Genomic DNA, 18,534 nt, shown 5'->3' with positions numbered 1-18,534 from the left:
ACAACGTTCACACTCGTTTTTGACTAACCCGAGTCGCGACTTAACGCTATAGTGGCACTTCTGATTCACGACCTGAAACCGGCATGAAACTGACCCTCGACAACGATCTCACCGTACGCAAACTGCTGATTTTCACTTGCTACATGGAAACGGAAAACCTCGCCAGAGCGGCTGAAACGTTAGGAATCAGCACCGTGAGTGTGCACCGTGCACTGCACACGCTCGAAGAGAGTTTGCGTTGCCCGCTGTTCGAACATAAAGGCCGCAACCTGGTGGCACTGCCTGCCGCCTCGACGCTGCTGGAATACAGCAGGGAAGCACTGGCCACACTGAGCCAGGGCATTGATGAAACACGACGCACCGCAGGCATTGGCCTGGGGCATCTGCGGGTTGGCACCTTGTATTCGCTGTCGCTGGAAACCGTGCCGCGCCTGATCATGAAAATGAAGCTGCGGCGCCCGGAGCTAGAACTCAACCTCACCATGGGTTCAAATGAATTGCTGCTGCGCGCGCTAAAAGATAATCAGCTGGATGCGATTATCATTTCTGTCAGCGAAGCCGAGATCGATGAAAAGATTTTTGAGCAGGTCGCGCTGTTTCAGGACGATATCTTTCTTGCCGTGCCAGCGGGTAACAGTGACCACAGTGAAAGAGATATCGACCTGCGCAGCTACAGCGATAAACCCTTTGTCTCGCTGGCAGAAGGCTTTGCTACCTTTGCCGGATTTCAGGAAGCCTGCCACGTAGCCGGTTTTGAACCCAATATCGTCACGCGCGTGAATGACATCTTCTCGATGCTCAGTCTGGTGCAGGCCGGCATGGGCTATTCGCTGGTGCCGGGCAGGATGCGTAAGCAGTATGAAAACGATCTGCGTTTTCTGCGCTTAGCCGAGCCGTACCAAATGCGACAGCAGATCGCCATCGTGTTTCCGCGCAACCGTGAACATGATCCGAATCTGCTGGCACTGGTGGCTGAAGGGCGTATGTTCGCCCTGAGTTTGCAGGAAAAAGTTCAGCGAGCGAGCCGCTGAAACAGACGCAGCGCCACTTCAGCGCCGCTGCGCTCAAGGGCAATACACTCTCCCTGGCACTGCACACTGCGCGTTAAGCCCGTCAGCACTTCACCGGGCGGCATTTCAACGACCAGACGCACTTCACGTTCTTTCGCCGCCACCATCGCATCATGCCAGCGCACGCTGCGCGCCATGTTCATCGCCAGATCGTCAGCAATACGCTCTGGCTGCCAGAGAACGCGAGCGCTGCTGCCGCTCAGATACGCTAATGGCGGACGCTGTAATCTGACCTTGTCCAGAGCGGCTTTGAGCTGCTGCGCTGGACTATCCAGTAGCGCGCAATGTGAAGGCACGCTGATCGCCAGCCGCTGCGCTCGCTGTGCCCCTTGCGCCAGCGCCTGCTGCGCCACTGCGGCCATGGCGCTGTCGCTTCCCGCTATCACAATCTGGGTTTCGGCATTGATGTTGGCAATGAAACTGTTTTGTCCATCTACCAGCGCTTCAACTTGCGCCAGCGTCATCCCACTGATGGCCGTCAAACCATAGCCCTGCGGATACGCCTGCTCCATGAGTTCACCGCGTAACGCCACAAGGTGCAGAGCATCGGCAAAATCCAAAACCCCTGCGATCACCGCCGCAGGATACGCACCAATCGACAGTCCACACACCATATCGGGCTGCACGCCGCGGGACATCAGCTGGCGTGCCGCCGACACACCCGTAATCAGCAGCGCCAGTTGTACCGCGCGCGTATGTTGCAGTGCCACGGAGGAATCGAGTTGCATCAGCTCCTCTCCCAGCACCTCATGTGCCACTTGCCAGGTCTCATCGCGCGCCAGCGACTGCAACATGCCAGGCCGTTGCGTGCCCTGCCCCGGAAAAGTGAACAGCGTTTTCATTTTATGTCCTCCGCCCAGGGAAGCGTTGTCAGGCGTGGACCGCATGCGGTTTTCAGCAACACGCGCCCCTCGCGCAGCCACTCATTAAGCGCGAAGGCACCCACCGGCGTTTCCACCTGGGTATCAGCCCGACAGGGCAAACCTGACAGTTGTTGCTGCCAGGCCTTAACCTCCTCCGTCTGCAACGGCTGAGGTGCGCGAATTAACAGGTCGAGATCGCTTGTGGCATGCAGCACCGGCAATCCGGTCGCTAAGGCGAATCCCGTGCTACCGGTCACGCCCCACGACCAAGACCAGCGCTGCTGATAAAGTTGTATCACTGCCTCAACCGTAGGCAATGCGCGAAACACAGAATCGCTTGCGCGCGCCAGTAGCCCCTCCGGCGTATCAATGCGCAGCACATCCTGCCCTCGCACCCATCCCGCCGCCCGTTGATGACGCGCACTGCCGCGCACGCCAATCGGAATGCGATCCTGCCGCATCACATCGCGCCGCACCACAACCGGCTGCTGAGCGTTCCACTGCTGTGCTACCCAGCTCTCCTGAATATCAAGCAGCGTGGTATCAGCGTGCAGCCAGAGCAGGTCGTGTGGGCGGATATTCATGATTACATTCCTGAAGTTAAGCTAATAAACAGCGGCAGTGACACAATCGACAATAGCGAACTGAGTAATAACACCGCTTCTGCATCCGGTGATTGCACACCAAAGCGGTTGCCAAACACCACACCAAAGAAACCGGCTGACAGCGCAATCATCAGAATCGCGGTAATCGCCACGGTGCCGTGCAGGCCAAACAGCATCACAATCCCCCACGCCAGCAACGGTTGGATCAGCAGTTTGGTGACGGTGGAACTGATCACCATGCTGTTGATCTTCAGCTGACGTGCCGACAGGATCACCCCGGTGAGGAACAGTGCGGCGGCTGTGGCCGCCAGACCGAGTGGTTTGATCGCGGCCAGCACCAAATCCGGCATTTTGATGCCAATCGCCGACAGCACCACGCCCAGTAGGGGCCCCAGCACAATTGGTTTTTTCACCGAGCGCCACATCAGCACCGGCAGCATCGCCAGCGTCGAGCGTTGTGTTTCTCCCGCCGAGCGCGCTTTTTCACGTTCGAGTATCAGCAGACAGAAGGGGGTCATCAGCACTGAACCGCAGGCAATGGAGACGGCAACAGAGAGTGATGTCGCCGAACCTTCTCCCACCACGCTGCCAAGGATGGGTAAACCCAGCGCCGCGTAATTAGGCAACGCCACAGTCAGCGTCAATACAGCCGCATCCTGTGGTGATTTTTTGAAGATTTTAGTGGCAACGAAATAGAGCACCGCATAGGCCACCCACATCGCCAGCGTCAGTACAACAATCAGCGGCATCTGCGCCACAATCCCGCTCCACGGCGTTTGCACCGTAGCGCTAAACAACGCGGCGGGCAGCGCAAAATCCATCACAAAAATATTGAGCAAAGAGACGTTCTTGTTATCAACCATTTTGGCTTTGCCGGCCCAGAATCCGAGCAACATGATAATGAAGATCGGAGCCAGAGCATGCAGAATCACGTAAGTCATAAATCACCTGTTTGTTATTAAAAGAGTGAGTACTGACGCGATGGTGTTGAATTTATCAGTTGCCGCAGAGGCCGGACGCCGCGTGCGCCCGGCATACTGACAGCCGGCAGGTTGATTTAATGCTTTTTATTATTAGGGTGTTACCAGCTGGCGCGCAGACGTTCGCGTACCAGCGCCGAGCTTTGACGATGGGGTGCCGCCAGGCGCGAACCCCGGCCAGGCACACGGCGCGTATCGTCAATCGCTTCCGCCAGCGTGGCTTTAACGCGCGTGACCTCTTCGGCCGTCGGCGCATCCGGATGGGTGATGTCCAGCAGCGACGACAACAGGCCGAGCGTGGCGTAATTACCGATGTCATAGGCCATTGGTGGCACGCTGGCGGCAAGTTTCTCCAGCGCCTCCACGGTGCGCAGGGTGATACGCGCCGCCGAGGCTTTACCCATGGCATGTACCTGCACCGCCGGATCGTTAAAGGCAATCAGTCGATTGGCCTGATAGCCATGCGCCAGAAATGCACCGGACATTGCTTTACCCACAATCAGCCCTATTACCGGATGCCCGGCCAGACGCGCTTGCGCATACGCACCGGCGGCCCCAGCCAATGCCTGATGAATACCAAAGCCCTCTTCACGCCGGCCATAAGCCTGACTCGGCACATCAATCACCGCGATAATCGGCCGTTTCACGGCGTTGGCAGCGTCTTCCGCGAGGGTTTCCTGCACCACTTTCGCCAGCGTCCAGCCCTCCAGCAGGCCCACTTCACCCTGCGCAGCGCGTGGATAGCGATTGTGCGCATCCGGAACGACAGCAATGTAACGGGCGGTTTCGCCATTGAGTTCGGCATCTGCGACCTGCACGGACGGGCAAAGCCCAGTGTGGCGGGCCGCTCCGGCGGTTAACTGGCTGAGCCACAGCTCACCCCGACTGTTGTGTGCGCTCATGATTTCACCTCCGGATGGAAGACCTGATGAATAGTGGCTGTGCTGGCCTGTTGAGCGGTATCGAAGTGGCTTAAACGCTCAAGATAAAATGCATAGTTTTCGCTGCGATGCTGTGCCGGAACCCCTTGTGCTAACGCGGCATCCACTGCCGTTTTCATCGCCTGCACACCGTCTGGCACCAGCGCATCGACCAGCCCGCTTTGATAGCGAATCTCGCCACCGGTCATGCTCCAGATGAACGGTCTGTCACGCGAGTCATACTCATCAATGCCCGCCTCCTGCTCAATCACCTGCGGGCCATTCAATCCCAGACGGGCTTCACGTGTCACAATCAGATGGCTGCACAGCGCTGCGGCAATCGACATCCCGCCAAAGCAGCCAACGGTCCCGGCAACAATGCCAATCACCGGGGTGTATTGACGCAGATCGACGATGGCAGCGTGAATATCCGCAATCGCCGCCAGCCCCAAATTAGCTTCCTGCAAGCGCACGCCGCCGGTTTCCAGACACAGAATGGCTTGCGTCGGAATGCCGTTGCGATTGTCTTCAGCCGCCAACTCCAGCGCACCGGCCATCTTCGCGCCGGAAACTTCACCCATGCTGCCGCCCTGGAAGGTACCTTCAATAGCGATCACTACGGTAGGATTACCGTTAAGCGTGCCTTTCATCACTACCATGCCGTCATCGGCCTGCGGCACAATGCCCTGCTTTTCCAGCCACGGTGACATGACGCCTTCAAACGGATCGAGCAATTCGCGCGCGCTGCCGCTGTCCAGCAATGCCAGCGCACGCTGACGGGCGCGTAATTCAATAAAGCTGCTGTCATCACGCATGATTCACCTCCTCAAACACCTGTTCGATGCGGATACGTGCGACACCCGGCGTGGCACCGAAATCATGGATCACCAGCTGGCCCGCCGGTAGCTCGGTCAGTTCCGCCAGGCGGCTGAACAGTGCATCCCATCGCGCTTTGCTGTTATCCACCGAGGTGGTGATCGCCACGCTGAGCACGGCACTGTTATCCGCGCGGTACAGCACTTCCATATCACCCGATCCCACTACGCCCGCCAGCGCATTTCCGCTGAGCGTGCGACGTGCCGGGTAAGACAACGTTATCTTTTCCATAGCAACCTCTTAATCAATGAGTGGCGATGCTGACGCGATCGATAAACAGCGTGGCGGCGAGTAAATCAGCCGCGCCGCCGGGTGACGCATTCAGCGCCAGCATCGCGCTATCCAGTTGTTGTAAAGCCTGACGACCCGCTATGTGCGCAGTGCCACCCGCCTGTAACACCGCGTGCGCACCCTGTTGTAAGGTCAGCAAACCGTTCATGCCTGAACGGTTGAGCACGCAGGTGTCACTGAGCGAGGTGAGAATCGCCATCAACGCATCAAGCCGCGCCTCGGTTTCGTTGGCTCCAGATTCACGACTGCGCCATAACTGCGGCAGCGCCCGTTGTGTGATGTGCGGAAAGCCCTGCTGTGCCTCTTCACGTGCGCCTGGCACCTGAAAGCGATGCACCGCACGCAGCCCTTTGCTAAAGGTTTTCGGGGCATGCCGATCCGGTAAGCAAGCCAGTTCAGCGGCGCGGGTACAGAGTTGTTCGCTGTTCGCATCACCGCTCTGCATCGCCGCCGCACTGACCAGCAGACCCAATGCCCAGATGGCGCCACGATGGGTATTCACCCCGTCGGTGGCGGCCATCATCCGGCGTTCTCCTTCGCGGCCCAGACGGCCAACGGTTTCGCGCAAAGCGATATCCGCTGGACGCTGCCAGCACTGTTGCGCCAGCGCATAAAAGGTCGGCGTCAGGCTGCGTGCAGAACGTTCCATTAGCGCCAGCGAGAGATCCTGATGCGCGCCGCTACCGCGACGATCCACCAGCCCCGGTTTCGGCGTCAGATTCACTTCTTCGATCAGGCAATCGGTGGCGTGCTGTGCCAGTTGATGCAGGCGGCTTTCAACCGATTGCGGCGCGAGTCGTTTCATTACCAGCTCCGGAATTTTGCCGGTGGGTTGTAAAGGCCATCAGACCATTCGACCAGATCAGCCACACTACCGGCCGCCAGCAGCGAACGCGTGGCATCCGCGCGGCGAATGCCGAGATCTTCCGGGAACACCACTTTGCCGCTGCGACGCAGTTCAGCGACGCGTTTGGCATCCACTCCCAGACCGATGTCGGTAATCCCGGCCACCGCCGCCACCATCGCCCGACGCTCTTCGAGATCCTGCGCGCGATACAGATAGGCAATGCCCTCTTCCGTCAGGACGTGCGTCACGTCATCGCCGTAGATCATCACCGGTGCCAGCGGCATCCCGGCGTTTTTAGCGACCTCAATCGCATCGAGTTTCTCGACGAAAGTCGGTTTCACGCCGGCCTGGAAGGTTTCCACCATCTGCACCACCAGCTTGCGGCCGCGTTCCATAGCATCTTCGCCATTTTTCATCGCCAGCCAGGCGGCGGTTGCATGACGACGACCGTGCGGATCGTGGCCCATATTCGGCGCGCCACCGAAGCCAGAAAGGCGACCGCGCGTGACCGTTGAGGAATTTGCCAGACCATCGATTTGCAGCGTTGAGCCAATAAACATATCGACGGCATACTGACCCGCCAGCTGGCACATCGCGCGATTAGAGCGCATCGAGCCATCGGCTCCGGTGAAAAAGATATCCGGGCGCGCGCGAATGTACTCTTCCATACCCAGTTCACCGCCGAAGCAGTGCACACTCTCGACCCAGCCACTTTCAATGGCGGGAATTAAGGTGGGGTGCGGGTTCAGCGTCCAGTGTTTACAAATTTTGCCTTTCAGACCGAGTTGCTCACCGTAGGTTGGTAGCAGCAATTCGATGGCGGCGGTATTGAAACCAATGCCGTGATTGAGCGATTGCACCTGATGTTCGGCGTAGATGCCTTTTATCGCCATCATCGCCATCAGGATGTGTTCCTGTTTGATTAGCCGCGGATCGCGGGTAAAAAGCGGTTCGATAAAGAAGGGTTTGTCGGCAACCACCACGTAATCGATCCATGAGCCAGGGATATCGACGCGCGGCAGATCACACTCGTCATCCACCAGTTCGTTAACCTGCGCGATCACAATCCCGTCGTGGAAAGCAGCTGCTTCAACCAATGCTGGCGTGTCTTCGGTACTTGGCCCGGTGTAGAGATTGCCTTTACGGTCAGCTTTGTATCCGGCGATCAGCGCGACATTCGGAGCGAGGTCTACGTAGAGGCGGGAGTAGAGTTCGATGTAGGTATGAATCGCGCCGATTTCCAGCTGATCGTCTTCCAGTAGCTGCGAAATACGCAGACTTTGCGTGCCGGAGAAGGAGAAATCGAGCTTGCGGGCGATGCCTTTTTCGAAGATATCGAGGTGTTCACTGCGGCCCACGCTCGGCATGATCATATGAAGATTGTGCACGACTTGCGGGTTGACCTCGGCCAGCATGCGTGAGAGGAAATCGGCTTGTTTCTGGTTATTGCCTTCCAATACGACGCGATCACCTGGCGAGATTAATTTTTCCATCATCTCGACCATGTGTTCAGTGGGTAACACCTTGCCCTGCACCGGCACGGACGCCTGCCGCCGCTGTTTTTCGATGCGGCGCGTATTCCACACTCGCGCCGTTTGTTGTCCTGATGACATGACTAACCTCCTGAATGAGCGAATATCTTGATGACGTCAATGCAGGAAAGTGTGGTCTTAAGCCGTTCAGCCATCAATCAACCTGAGGATGTGATCGTTAGCCTGAGAGTAATGATCAAGAGGACAGAAATTTGCGGTTGATCAACGATTAGGGGGGAGAATTGTGTCCCGCTGCTTTGGGAAGAGTAAGGAGTGCAGATGTGAATAATGTCAGGTAGTTATGGGCGGCCCTAAGGCCACCCACACTCAATGACTGCCGCAATCCACATAGTTACAACGGCTTATGCGCCGTCTCTTTTGCCTTCCACACGGCAAACAGCGTGATTAACAATGCCAGCGTGACATACAGCGACACCCACAGCGTAGTGCCCATTTCTTTATAGAGCGTGGTGATGATCAACGGTGCAAATCCACCGCCAACAATACCGGCCAGCGTGTAAGCCAGTGACGATCCGGCATAACGAACGTGACTGGGAAACTGCTCGGTAACGAATGCGGCCTGCGGACCATACATGATCGCATGGATCAGCAGCCCTCCTATTACCGCCAGCACAATCAGCACCGGCTGCGTGCTGTCTAACAACACGAAGAACACGAAAGACCAGACGATGGCCAACACAGCACCCGTGATGTAAACCGGGCGGCGTCCCCATTTATCTGATAACGCACCGAACATCGGGACGGTAATAGCATTCCCTATTGCGCCCAACATCGTGGCCATCAATGCTAGCGGACGTGGCAGCTGCAATACGGTGGTGACATACGTCAGGGTAAACACCACCACCAGCGCGTAGAGCACATCGGAACCGATACGCGATCCACCCGCAATCAGCAGCTGTTTCGGATAGTTGACGAACACTTCTTTCAGTGGCGTATGCGTCGTTTTTTCCGCAGCCTGCATCGCGACGAAGGTCGGTGTCTCTTCCACGCCACGACGCAGCCACAATCCAAATAGCACCAGCAACAGACTCAGCAGGAATGGAATCCGCCAGCCCCATGCCTGAAACTGATCGCCGCTCATCATCACCGTCACCAGGGTGATAAAACCGGTGCCAATCAAGGTTCCGCAGGAAGGCCCCACCTGTGCAAAAGATGCATTACGCCCACGTTTATCCGCATCACCGTGCTCCATCGACAGTAAAACGGCACCCGCCCATTCGCCGCCCAGTGCAATGCCCTGCACAAATCGCAGCGCCACTAACAACACCGGACTCCAGATGCCCCACACGGCATAACCGGGCAGCAAGCCCATTAACGCGGTGGTGACGCCCATGATCACCAGCGTAATGATCAGCACCGCTTTGCGCCCAGCGACATCACCCAAATGACCAAATACAAAACCGCCCAGCGGACGAGAAATGTAGCCTACCGCATAGGTTGAAAATGCCAGAATGGTGCCGACCAGTGGATCAAAACTCGGGAAGAACACATGGTTAAACACCAGCGCGGCCATGATGTTGTAAACGGTAAAGTCATACCACTCCAGCGCAGTGCCGATGGAACTGGCGGCGGCCAGACGGCCGGTTTTTGAAGCGGTGCGCTCATCACGCACCGTCTGCTGTAATGAAGAGTCTGTATTAGCCATGTGCCATCTCCTGTTTCGTTAACTGCCAGCTAAAGGCATAGCGTTGAACATCGCCCATCATCAGTTCCGCTACCTGTGCAGCCAGCTGGTCACAGCTTGATGCGTTACTGCAGTGAATCAGCAGCATGGGCAGCATTTGACGCTGTTCTTTGCTCTCCATCGGCAACGGAGAACTGAGCACAACATCCGGGGTGAGTAAACTGGAGGCAACATAGCCCGGCGTAGGGCTAATTTGCTGCTGCCACGCAGTCAACACGCTGGCATCCAGCGCTTTCAGCGTCACCACCGCCAGCTGGCTGCCGGTCCCTTTGCCATGCTTATGGGTGATCGCGCTGACCCGGCGCATTGGATTAACCATCTTTTGCAGATTTTTCACTGACCATTCGGTCTGGCGAGTGAAGGCCGCGTGATAATCCGCGCTGGTAAAGGCTTCCAGCGCCTCGGTTTCGTACAGGCCAAGATATTTGCGCTCAGCATGGATAGCCTGGTAGCGCGTTCCGCTTAAGAAGCCACTGATCGCGACGCGCTCTTCTACATGTTCATGGTCATACCATTGGTTGAAGTCCGCTTCGTCTTCAGCGCCAATGTTGGTGGCGACAAACAGCATGCCGTGGGATTGAGTCATCATCAGGATCTCCAGTTGAGGGCAGTTTCCACGGCGAGCGACCAGCTGATTAAGCGGGCGTCATCACCATGAACAGAAGCAAGGCTAAGGCCAACCGGCGCACAACCGGTTTGATGGCAGGGTAAAGAGAGCGCACAGCCGTCCAGCATGTTGATCACGCTAGTGTTGCGGAGCATCAAAGCATTGACCTCCATGTACTGCTGCGCATCGTTCAGAGAAGCGATGGTCGGCGCGATACGTGGAACGGTGGGCATCAGTAAGGCGTCAAAGTCTGCCAGCGCGCCATTGATGCGGTGCTGCCACGCTTTCCGCTGTTGATGAAGTTCACTGGCATCCTGCTCCGTCAGCAAACTGCCACGCTGCACACGCACTAACACTTGAGGATCGTAAGCTTCGGGTTGCGCCAGTGCGGATTGTTGATGCCACTGCCATGCCTCGTAGGCAGTCATGCCGCCACGCGCATTCATACTGTTCAACTCATCCAGCTCTTCAAGTGGCAGTGCAATGAGGGTGGCCCCCGCCTGTTCCAGCACCGCGATAGCGTGTTTCCAGGCCAGCGCAACGTCTTGGTCGAGTCCATCCAGTACACGGGTTTGCGGGATGGCGAAACGCGCATTGCACAACTCAAGCTGCTGGAGTGCCAGCGGCTGTTCTGCGATAACGCTGTCCAGCAGCCAGCAGCTGCGTACGTCATGGGCAATCACGCCGATACTGTCGAGTGAAGCAGAAAGCGGTAACGTACCCACCTGGTTGATGCGATTCGCGGTGGGTTTGAAGCCGGTCAAGCCGCACAGCGCAGCAGGAATGCGCACCGATCCACCCGTGTCAGTGCCGATAGCGCCCAGGCACATGCCGTCTGCCACGGCGACAGCCGCACCAGAAGAAGAACCGCCCGGAATGCGTTTGTCTTCGCGACGCCACGGATTAGCCGGTGTGCCGTAATGCGGATTGATACCCAGCCCGGAAAAGGCAAATTCGGTCATGTTGGTTTTACCGACAATCGCCGCCCCGGCGTGATGTAAGCGATCGACCACGCGGGCATTCGCTGCTGCCGGTTCTGCATTCAGGAGCAAATGTGAACCCGCCGTGGTTGGCTCGCCTTGCACATCAAACAGATCTTTGATGCTGACAGGCAGCCCATCAATAGCACTGAAGGCTTGCTGGGTTTGCCAGCGCGCACTCGCTGCTGTTGACTGTTGAGCAGCCTGGGTGGCATAGCGGGTGGTGAAAACAAGATCCCCCTCTTTTGACGGATCCTGCGCTGCGCGCAATGCCGATTCAGTAAAAGCTTCAGGAGACGCGTTACCTGCCTGAAGCTGCTGACTTGCTTGCCAGAGTGTGGTCATTAGCATGCTCCTTAAGCGACCACTGGCAGCGCGCCAGTGCAGTAAGCGTGTTCCAGCGTGCGGTTCAATCGTGGATCGTGCAGTGCCATGCGGAATTCATTGGAGGGACGAATACCGCCAATCGCACCCAGGGTGCCGCAGGACATCGCCACCCCTTCTTTAGCCGGGCTGCCGTTCAGATAGCGGGACAGCAGATCTTGTGGTGTCAGTAATGAGGCCAGCGTGCCCTGCTGATAAACCACCCATTCGCCCTGCTCTTTTATCCACGAGGTCAGCTCCAGCGCATCCCAGTGCTCAACCACCTCGCTCATGCGCCAGGCTTTGCTGGCAACCGGTTTAATACAGGCCTGTTTGGAGAGGGCAACGCTGAAGGTTTCCAGATAACGATCGGTGTGATCTGAAGTGAGGGAGACCCACCACTCACCCCGATGGAAAAACACAAAGGGTTCGGCTTCCCCGGAAGTTTCATTGCCGACCACTTCCAGCAGTGGCTGCTGGCTCAGTTGATTGGTCGCGACGCGGTAAAACAACGGTACTGCACCGGGAGCGGGCACGCCCAGCGCCTCAAGCTCCCTGATATGGTGCAACACCGCATCACTATCGCGTCCGGCCCAACCCGCAATAATGAAATGGGAAACCTCGACATCGAGCGTGCTAGCGGCTTCATCGCCGGTTGTGAACTGAAGGTGCATGTGATGATCTCCATTTGAAAAATCACTGTGAAATTTCACTGTGTTTTCAAACTAGCGATTTTCATGCCAGATTTTTGTGTAATATGTCTCATTGGCAAAAAAAGGAACGTCGTGATGAGTGAGTCAGTTACTGAAAATGTGAACCCAGCCAGCCGGGAAAAGAGCCTCTCTTTGAATGAACAGGCTTATCTGGCGTTCAGGCACAAGCTCATCACGCTTCGCTACAAACCGGGGGAGTATTTAAATACCGCTCAGGTGATGGACGATTTGGCAATGGGCCGAACACCGATCAATCAAGCGATTCATCGGCTGGCCACCGAGGGGCTGTTGCAGATCATCCCGCGCAAAGGCGTAATGGTGGCGCCTTTGTCGATAGATGATGCACTGGAGTTAATTGAGGTGCGATTGGTCAATGAAACCCTGTGTGTCGAACTAGCCAGTCAGAAAGTCATTGATTCACACATTCAACAGCTGCGCGAACTAAACCAGCAAATCGCCAGAGCGAGCGAATCACGTAGCCGCGAAGAAATGATGTTGCTGGATCGCGAATTTCATCAGGTGCTGGCGGATATCGCCGGAAACAGTCGGCTGTCAGATATTCTGAGTGTGATTCATGCGCAGGCACAGCGCTTTTGGGCGACAACGTTGTCCAATGTTGTCCATATGGATGAGGTCATTGCGGAGCATAATGAGATTATTAACGCGCTGGAGTCCGGTGACACGCAACGAGCGGCCGATGCCGCCCGAGCTCATATTTTCTCGTTTAAGCGTGCCCTGCTCTCGACCTGATTTCTCCGGAAATTTCCCTCATGACCAGGCGTTAAGCGCTTGTGTTGGCAAGGCACCCAGCAACCGACTCGCGGTCACTGGGCGATTCAATCTTGCTGCCGAATCGAGCGGCGACTTGAAATTTTTCTGCTGTAAAAGCGCTTTTTCTTTTTACCATGTACAATGGCATAAATTGAAAATGCCAGGACTAAACATAATATAAAAACCAAAACCAGTTGTGACATGACCTGCCTTATTATTGTTTACAGACAATACCTTTCGCAATATAGATCAGTGCTCGCTCAGAGAATGAACTCCTGATATGCAAACGCCTTTTGCAGTATGAAAAGTTGTTTTTTATCGTTGAATAACTTCTGTTCATCAGTGATGCAATATCCGCAATCTCGACACCCAATGATTTCATGTAGATGATTTGCATACTTTGCAACGATAGCCTGACGGCTCTACTTTCATGCAATATCACCGCACTCATGATGTAGCACAGTAGCGCATTGGCTGATGATCTCAGTGAAACAAAGTGAATACGGGAATAGATCTCGTAATTGTCTTTATCCTGCGTCAGCACAAAAATAAATGCGCGCTCGCCATATCTTTTTCGTAATACGAAAACATCATTCATTCTTGCCTCCAGAGACATCGAGCAGGCATTGACGATGATGATGGTACTGTCAGTGGGTTGCTGTGGAAATCTCTCACGCATCATGGCTGAAATACCGGCTACGGTATATTGGCAATCTGAATACAGCACGAGCGAAGTCGTTCCCAGATTAAGTACCCTGGCGTTAGTCAGTGGCATACGAATACTCACGCAATGTTGCAATGAATTAGGTTTTTTCTGATTTACATTGGACTTAAGTCTCAAAAAAATCATACACCTTTCATATCCTGCCGCGCAGGGTTATTTCATTTCGCTTGCGTGTTCTTAGCGGAATACTTACGCACCAGCAATGAGATATGCCGATTAGGGTTAATTTATTCAAATAATTGGGGTTTGATAGAGAAATAATCTTCGATAAATTTGAATGTGATGCATTTGGCACGCCGTTCTTAATGAACTTTACATGCCACTCTAAAATAGTGTCTGCGAGGTCAGCGTTGCGCTGCTAACGGCAGCGCAACCCTTTACTTCACGCTCATCAGCCTATCATCCGCCCCGGCTTCACGCGGAGCCGACGGATTGATATCGCAATTACGCGGCAGCAATGCCGTAATAATGCCGGCCACCACCAGCGATCCCGCCAGCCAGCACACCGCCACACTCTGCCCATACAGCATCGTCATCATGCCGACCAGATACGGTCCGCAGAACCCACCCAGATTACCCAGCCCGTTGATCACGCCACGCGCACCACCCGCCACTTCTGGCGAGGCGATACGGCCGGGAATCGACCAGAACGGGCTGGTTGCCGCTTTCAGGAAGAAACCGCACACCACCAGCGCAATGTAAGATGCGACGATATTGCTGTGCAGCACCACCGAAGCCAGCAGCGCGGCGGCGAAACAGAGCAGGGAAACCATCACCCACAAACGGCGTTTTCCCGTGCGGTCGCTGAGCCACGAAATCGCATAAATACCCAGGATAGTGGCCACAAACGGGATTGCCGCTAATAAGCCGACCCCCGCCATATTTGTGCCGGTAAGATTTTTCAGGATACTCGGCAGCCACAGCGTGTAGCCGTAATCGCCGGTCTGATAGAAGAAGTTCAGTGCCACCAGCTTCATCAAGCCAGAATGACGGAAAACTGCTTTCAATGGCGCTTTGTTCACTGGCGCAGCGCTGCGATGGGCGGCGCGTTCGCGGGTCAGTTCCCGTAACAGATACGCTTTCTCACGGGCAGGGAGCCAGCGCGCTTCTTCCGGGCGATCGGCGATCACCAGCCACCACACCAGCAACACCGCTGCAGAGAGCATGCCTTCAATAATAAACAGCCAGCGCCAGTCGAGCACATTGATGATGTATCCGGAAATCGGCGCAGTAAACATGCCACCCAGCGGCGCGAACATCATCACGAAGGCATTGGCGCGTCCGAGTTCTTTTTCCGGGAACCAGTTACTGACCATGGTAAGGACCACCGGCAGCATGCCGCCTTCGGAGATACCCAGCACAAAGCGCAGCGCCAGCAGTTGGTAGTGGTTAGTGACAAAACCGGTGGCGATGGAGACCACCATCCACGCGATCAGTGACCAGGCGATGAAGCGTTTACCGCTGCCATTCACCGCGATTCGTCCGCCCGGTACCTGTAAGAACAGATAACCAATAAAGAAGATGCCGCTCACCATACCGGCCATCTGACTGGTGATCGCCAGATCCTGATCCATGCCGCCTGGCAGCGCAAAGCTGATATTTACGCGGTCCATAAACGAGATGATGCAGGTAATTAAAATCGGGGCAATAACGCGATACCAACGTGTTCCGGGGATTTTCTCGTGCATAACGCCCTCTCTCTTTGCGCAACCATGCGTAAGCTTTATGGCTCCTTATTAAAGAGAGTTTGGTAATAATTATTGCGATCTTAATCACTGGGATGAATGTTAAGAAACTGTGTTACTTACGGCGTGATCGCAGGGGCACAATTCACCGGTTTTAGAGCCATCAAGTTCAGCCATACGATTTTTGGCGGGATGATTGATTCGGATTGGTGGCTGAAACAGCAGGTGTAACCTGATGCCGTAACATGACATGCAACAAGGTCGCTATTAATGGTGAAATGCTGGTTAGATTGAACATGGATAAACAGCCAGAGCAAAAGCAATCACCTCCCCTGTCCAGTTTAACGGCAGGGGAAATCATCCCCGCACCGCATCCCTCACTTGATATTTCAATCATCAAACTATCAGCAGGCTCTTTACTGCATCGTATTCATCTTGCTCGTTATCAAGCCGAGCAATTCAATCCAGGGAGAGGGAATGCCCGCTGGCGATTCAGCGAGTTTGCTGAATGATGCTGATACCTATGGTGCCGTTCCAGACCTGGCCGTGAGAATTGGGGTGCTGATAGTCTCTGCAAAATGACTTAAAGTATTTTTATTGACACCATTCATCGTTAATCATGATCGACGCTTATGAGAAGTACGAATAGCGGTGGTAAATCAGCAACGGCGTTTTCACATCCGCCGATGAGCGCTCACTCAACGGCTGTTCAAATATCGCCAGACACTGCTCAATCTCCCGCCGCATATCATGTCCCAGCACCATATCCATCGTGCCTGTCTCCAGCAGTAAGCGACTCGATTCACTCAACTCATGCCCGGTGAAAATAACCTGATCCTGCACACCAAACGCTTCCAGCGCTCTGGCGACGCCTTCATTCCCTCCCGCCGTGTTGTAAATTCCGGCCAGCGGTTTCCCCTCTTCCAGCCACTTTTTCACGCTGTGCCAGGCCGTTTCCGCTTCGTCGTTGATATTGACGCGGTCACGGATCGTCAGCCACGGAAATGATTCGCGTAGCACGCGGCGAAAGCCGATTTCGCGCTCCTCCTGGGTGCGATAAGTCGAACTGCAAATCAATAAAATATTGCCTGGTTGCTGCGGCGGCAGCATGCGGCCCATAAACCAACCGGCGGTCGCTCCAGAGGCGATTTGGTCGATACCGACATAAGCGGTACGGCGGGAATTCGGTAGATCGCTGGTCAGGCAAATGACCTGCACGCCATCGTCAATGGCGGCTTTCACCGCGCGATTAATTTTCACATCGTCACGGCATACCAAAATAATGCCGCTGGCTTCTCTGGCGCGGCGGGTGATCAATTGGCTGAAACGGTCGGCGTTAAACTGGACACTCGGCAAGGTATCCATACTGATGTGCAATTGCGGGCGATCCGCCTTCATCACGCGCGCCTGGCGCTCAAGCTGACCGCCAAAACTGCTACCCGATTCGCAGATGATCGCCACGCGCTGAACACCGGCACTGCGGCTCTCTCCCTCCGACTGCAGACCTAGCCGCGCCATGGCAGAGTCCACTTTCTTGCGCGTCACGTCGCGCACGCCTTCACGTCCATTAAGAACTCGATCCACCGTGGCCGGACTGACACCCGCTTCCTGCGCGATATCCTTGATGGAAGGTGATTTCCAGTTGTGCAGTGCCATGACGGTTCCTGATGTTATCCACCTCGTGATGGCAACAATACCTTGATAAGTCTAAAGAAATCAAATCGATATAACATACTGTATTTACTTAATTAGTTTGATTTTGAGGTGATAAACCTCAAATTTATATGTGATCGGCCTCATCCTTTCACCCTTCGTTTTGGGCTTTGTTTTGACTTAACCGCACGCTAAGTCGATTAATAGCGCCATCACCTGTCGCCCTTAATAGGAAAGAAAAATGCTAAAAGTTGCTCTCTTAGGTGCTGGCCGTATTGGACAAATTCATGCCGGGAATATCGCCGCCCACCCGCAGTGCAGTCTGGCGTATGTGATGGATGTTTACGCCCCTGCCGCCAATGCGCTGGCCGAGAAATACGGCGCTCAAGTGGCGGACCTCGACACCATACTGGCGGACAGCTCGATTGACTTGGTGGCGATTTGCAGCGCCACTAACACCCACGCAGATTTGATTGAAGCCGCCGCCCGCGCCAAAAAAGCCATCTTCTGTGAAAAACCGGTAGACCTGAGCCTGGAACGCGTGCAGAGCTGTTTAGCCACAGTGCGCGAAGCAGGCGTGCCGCTGATGGTGGGATTCAACCGTCGCTTTGACCCAAGCATGGCGCACCTGCAGGCGTGTCTGCGTGATGGCGAGATTGGTGAAACCGAGCTGGTGACCATTAGCTCGCGTGACCCAGGCGCACCGCCTGCCGAGTACGTTAAAGTCTCTGGCGGCCTGTTCCGTGATATGACGATTCATGATTTCGACATGGCACGCTGGTTGTTAAATGAAGAGCCGGTATCGGTGTTTGCCAGCGCAGCTGCACTGGTGGATCCTGAGATTAAAGCGCTGGGCGATGTGGATACCGCAGTGGTAACCCTGACCTGCGCCAGCGGCAAGATGGCGGTGATCACTAATAGCCGTCGTGCCAGCTATGGTTACGATCAGCGTATTGAAGTACACGGTAGCGAAGGGATGTTACAGGTGACGAATCAGCTGGAGTCACAATTAGTGAAATCCGTTGCCAATGGCGTGGTGGCGCAGAAGCCGCAGCACTTCTTCCTGCAGCGTTATGCCGAAGCTTATCGCAATGAACTCGCGACCTTGATCGATGCGCTGGTCAAAGGTGAAGGTCATTATCCCAGCGGTAATGATGGATTGCAGGCGTTACTGCTGGCGGATGCCGCGCTGGAGTCATTGAAAACCGGCAAGCCGGTAGCGCCGCAGTCGTTGCTGTAAAGCGGTGCCGATAACGGGCGATCCCGGGTTCGCCCCCTCCAACGGCTCCCAATAGGGATGGATAACGCATTATGCGTCAGGGCGTCCTTTATGAAGTGAACCCCGAAAG

The 18,534-nt window shown here is 55.3% G+C and carries 19 protein-coding genes; 4 read left to right on the top strand and 15 right to left on the bottom strand.

Going from position 1 to position 18,534, the window contains the following annotated elements:
• Positions 1–83: 83 nt before the first annotated feature.
• Positions 84–1,031, top strand: a complete 948-nt coding sequence (locus VH86_RS13970) for a LysR family transcriptional regulator (protein WP_045833228.1) — start codon at positions 84–86, stop codon at positions 1,029–1,031.
• Here VH86_RS13970 and mdcH read toward each other — a convergent pair.
• The 12 genes from mdcH to VH86_RS13910 form a co-directional block, all read right to left on the bottom strand.
• The gene (gene mdcH / locus VH86_RS13965; RefSeq protein ID WP_045816129.1) at positions 1,013–1,912 is read right to left on the bottom strand and encodes a malonate decarboxylase subunit epsilon; all 900 of its coding nucleotides are present in this window, start codon (positions 1,910–1,912) and stop codon (positions 1,013–1,015) included. The two genes, VH86_RS13970 and mdcH, sit on opposite strands and share 19 nt — an antisense overlap.
• Entirely contained in the window at positions 1,909–2,517 is a 609-nt protein-coding gene (locus VH86_RS13960) for a malonate decarboxylase holo-ACP synthase (RefSeq protein ID WP_045833227.1), read from the bottom strand. The genes mdcH and VH86_RS13960 overlap by 4 nt, the downstream gene beginning before the upstream one ends.
• Positions 2,518–2,519: 2 nt before the next feature.
• A complete protein-coding gene (locus VH86_RS13955; protein ID WP_045833226.1) occupies positions 2,520–3,479 on the bottom strand; it encodes an AEC family transporter in 960 nt (319 codons plus the stop codon).
• 140 nt (positions 3,480–3,619) lie between these two features.
• Entirely contained in the window at positions 3,620–4,420 is an 801-nt protein-coding gene (gene mdcE / locus VH86_RS13950; RefSeq protein WP_045833225.1) for a biotin-independent malonate decarboxylase subunit gamma, read from the bottom strand.
• Positions 4,417–5,253 (bottom strand): biotin-independent malonate decarboxylase subunit beta, encoded by an 837-nt coding sequence (locus VH86_RS13945; RefSeq protein WP_045833224.1) that lies wholly within the window; start codon positions 5,251–5,253, stop codon positions 4,417–4,419. Before VH86_RS13945 ends, mdcE begins: the two co-directional genes overlap by 4 nt.
• Entirely contained in the window at positions 5,246–5,545 is a 300-nt protein-coding gene (mdcC, locus tag VH86_RS13940; protein WP_034830400.1) for a malonate decarboxylase acyl carrier protein, read from the bottom strand. The genes VH86_RS13945 and mdcC overlap by 8 nt, the downstream gene beginning before the upstream one ends.
• A 13-nt stretch (positions 5,546–5,558) precedes the next feature.
• Complete coding sequence (locus VH86_RS13935; RefSeq protein ID WP_045833223.1) at positions 5,559–6,410, bottom strand: triphosphoribosyl-dephospho-CoA synthase; 852 nt, start codon at positions 6,408–6,410, stop codon at positions 5,559–5,561.
• Positions 6,410–8,065, bottom strand: a complete 1,656-nt coding sequence (mdcA, locus tag VH86_RS13930; protein ID WP_045833222.1) for a malonate decarboxylase subunit alpha — start codon at positions 8,063–8,065, stop codon at positions 6,410–6,412. The genes VH86_RS13935 and mdcA overlap by 1 nt, the downstream gene beginning before the upstream one ends.
• Positions 8,066–8,336: 271 nt before the next feature.
• On the bottom strand, positions 8,337–9,650 hold the full coding sequence (locus VH86_RS13925) for an MFS transporter (RefSeq protein WP_045833221.1): 1,314 nt from the start codon (positions 9,648–9,650) through the stop codon (positions 8,337–8,339).
• Complete coding sequence (locus VH86_RS13920; protein ID WP_197080217.1) at positions 9,643–10,278, bottom strand: DUF4286 family protein; 636 nt, start codon at positions 10,276–10,278, stop codon at positions 9,643–9,645. Before VH86_RS13920 ends, VH86_RS13925 begins: the two co-directional genes overlap by 8 nt.
• Positions 10,278–11,621 (bottom strand): amidase, encoded by a 1,344-nt coding sequence (locus tag VH86_RS13915; protein WP_045833220.1) that lies wholly within the window; start codon positions 11,619–11,621, stop codon positions 10,278–10,280. Before VH86_RS13915 ends, VH86_RS13920 begins: the two co-directional genes overlap by 1 nt.
• A gap of 11 nt (positions 11,622–11,632) precedes the next feature.
• Entirely contained in the window at positions 11,633–12,313 is a 681-nt protein-coding gene (locus VH86_RS13910; protein WP_045833219.1) for a DUF2848 domain-containing protein, read from the bottom strand.
• Positions 12,314–12,427: 114 nt separating this feature from the next.
• Between VH86_RS13910 and VH86_RS13905 the strand changes: the two genes are divergently transcribed.
• A complete protein-coding gene (locus VH86_RS13905) occupies positions 12,428–13,102 on the top strand; it encodes a GntR family transcriptional regulator (protein ID WP_045816141.1) in 675 nt (224 codons plus the stop codon).
• Positions 13,103–13,337: 235 nt separating this feature from the next.
• Here VH86_RS13905 and VH86_RS13900 read toward each other — a convergent pair whose 3' ends face one another.
• On the bottom strand, positions 13,338–13,898 hold the full coding sequence (locus tag VH86_RS13900) for a hypothetical protein (protein WP_156150589.1): 561 nt from the start codon (positions 13,896–13,898) through the stop codon (positions 13,338–13,340).
• 326 nt (positions 13,899–14,224) lie between these two features.
• Positions 14,225–15,535, bottom strand: coding sequence for an MFS transporter (locus tag VH86_RS13895; RefSeq protein WP_045833217.1), 1,311 nt, complete (start codon positions 15,533–15,535; stop codon positions 14,225–14,227).
• Positions 15,536–15,828: 293 nt separating this feature from the next.
• On the opposite strand from VH86_RS13895, the gene VH86_RS25755 reads away from it, so the two are divergent.
• Positions 15,829–16,044, top strand: a complete 216-nt coding sequence (locus VH86_RS25755; protein WP_156150588.1) for a hypothetical protein — start codon at positions 15,829–15,831, stop codon at positions 16,042–16,044.
• 118 nt (positions 16,045–16,162) lie between these two features.
• Here the strand turns inward: VH86_RS25755 and VH86_RS13890 are convergent, their stop codons facing one another.
• The gene (locus VH86_RS13890) at positions 16,163–17,188 is read right to left on the bottom strand and encodes a LacI family DNA-binding transcriptional regulator (RefSeq protein ID WP_045833216.1); all 1,026 of its coding nucleotides are present in this window, start codon (positions 17,186–17,188) and stop codon (positions 16,163–16,165) included.
• 238 nt (positions 17,189–17,426) lie between these two features.
• Between VH86_RS13890 and iolG the strand changes: the two genes are divergently transcribed.
• Complete coding sequence (gene iolG, locus VH86_RS13885) at positions 17,427–18,425, top strand: inositol 2-dehydrogenase (protein WP_045833215.1); 999 nt, start codon at positions 17,427–17,429, stop codon at positions 18,423–18,425.
• Positions 18,426–18,534: the final 109 nt, after the last annotated feature.

This window comes from Pantoea sp. BL1, from assembly GCF_000963985.1.
GTDB classification, from domain to species: domain Bacteria; phylum Pseudomonadota; class Gammaproteobacteria; order Enterobacterales; family Enterobacteriaceae; genus Pantoea; species Pantoea rwandensis_B.
Note: the sequence above shows the minus strand (reverse complement) of the source record. Positions and strands in the feature narration are given on the sequence as shown.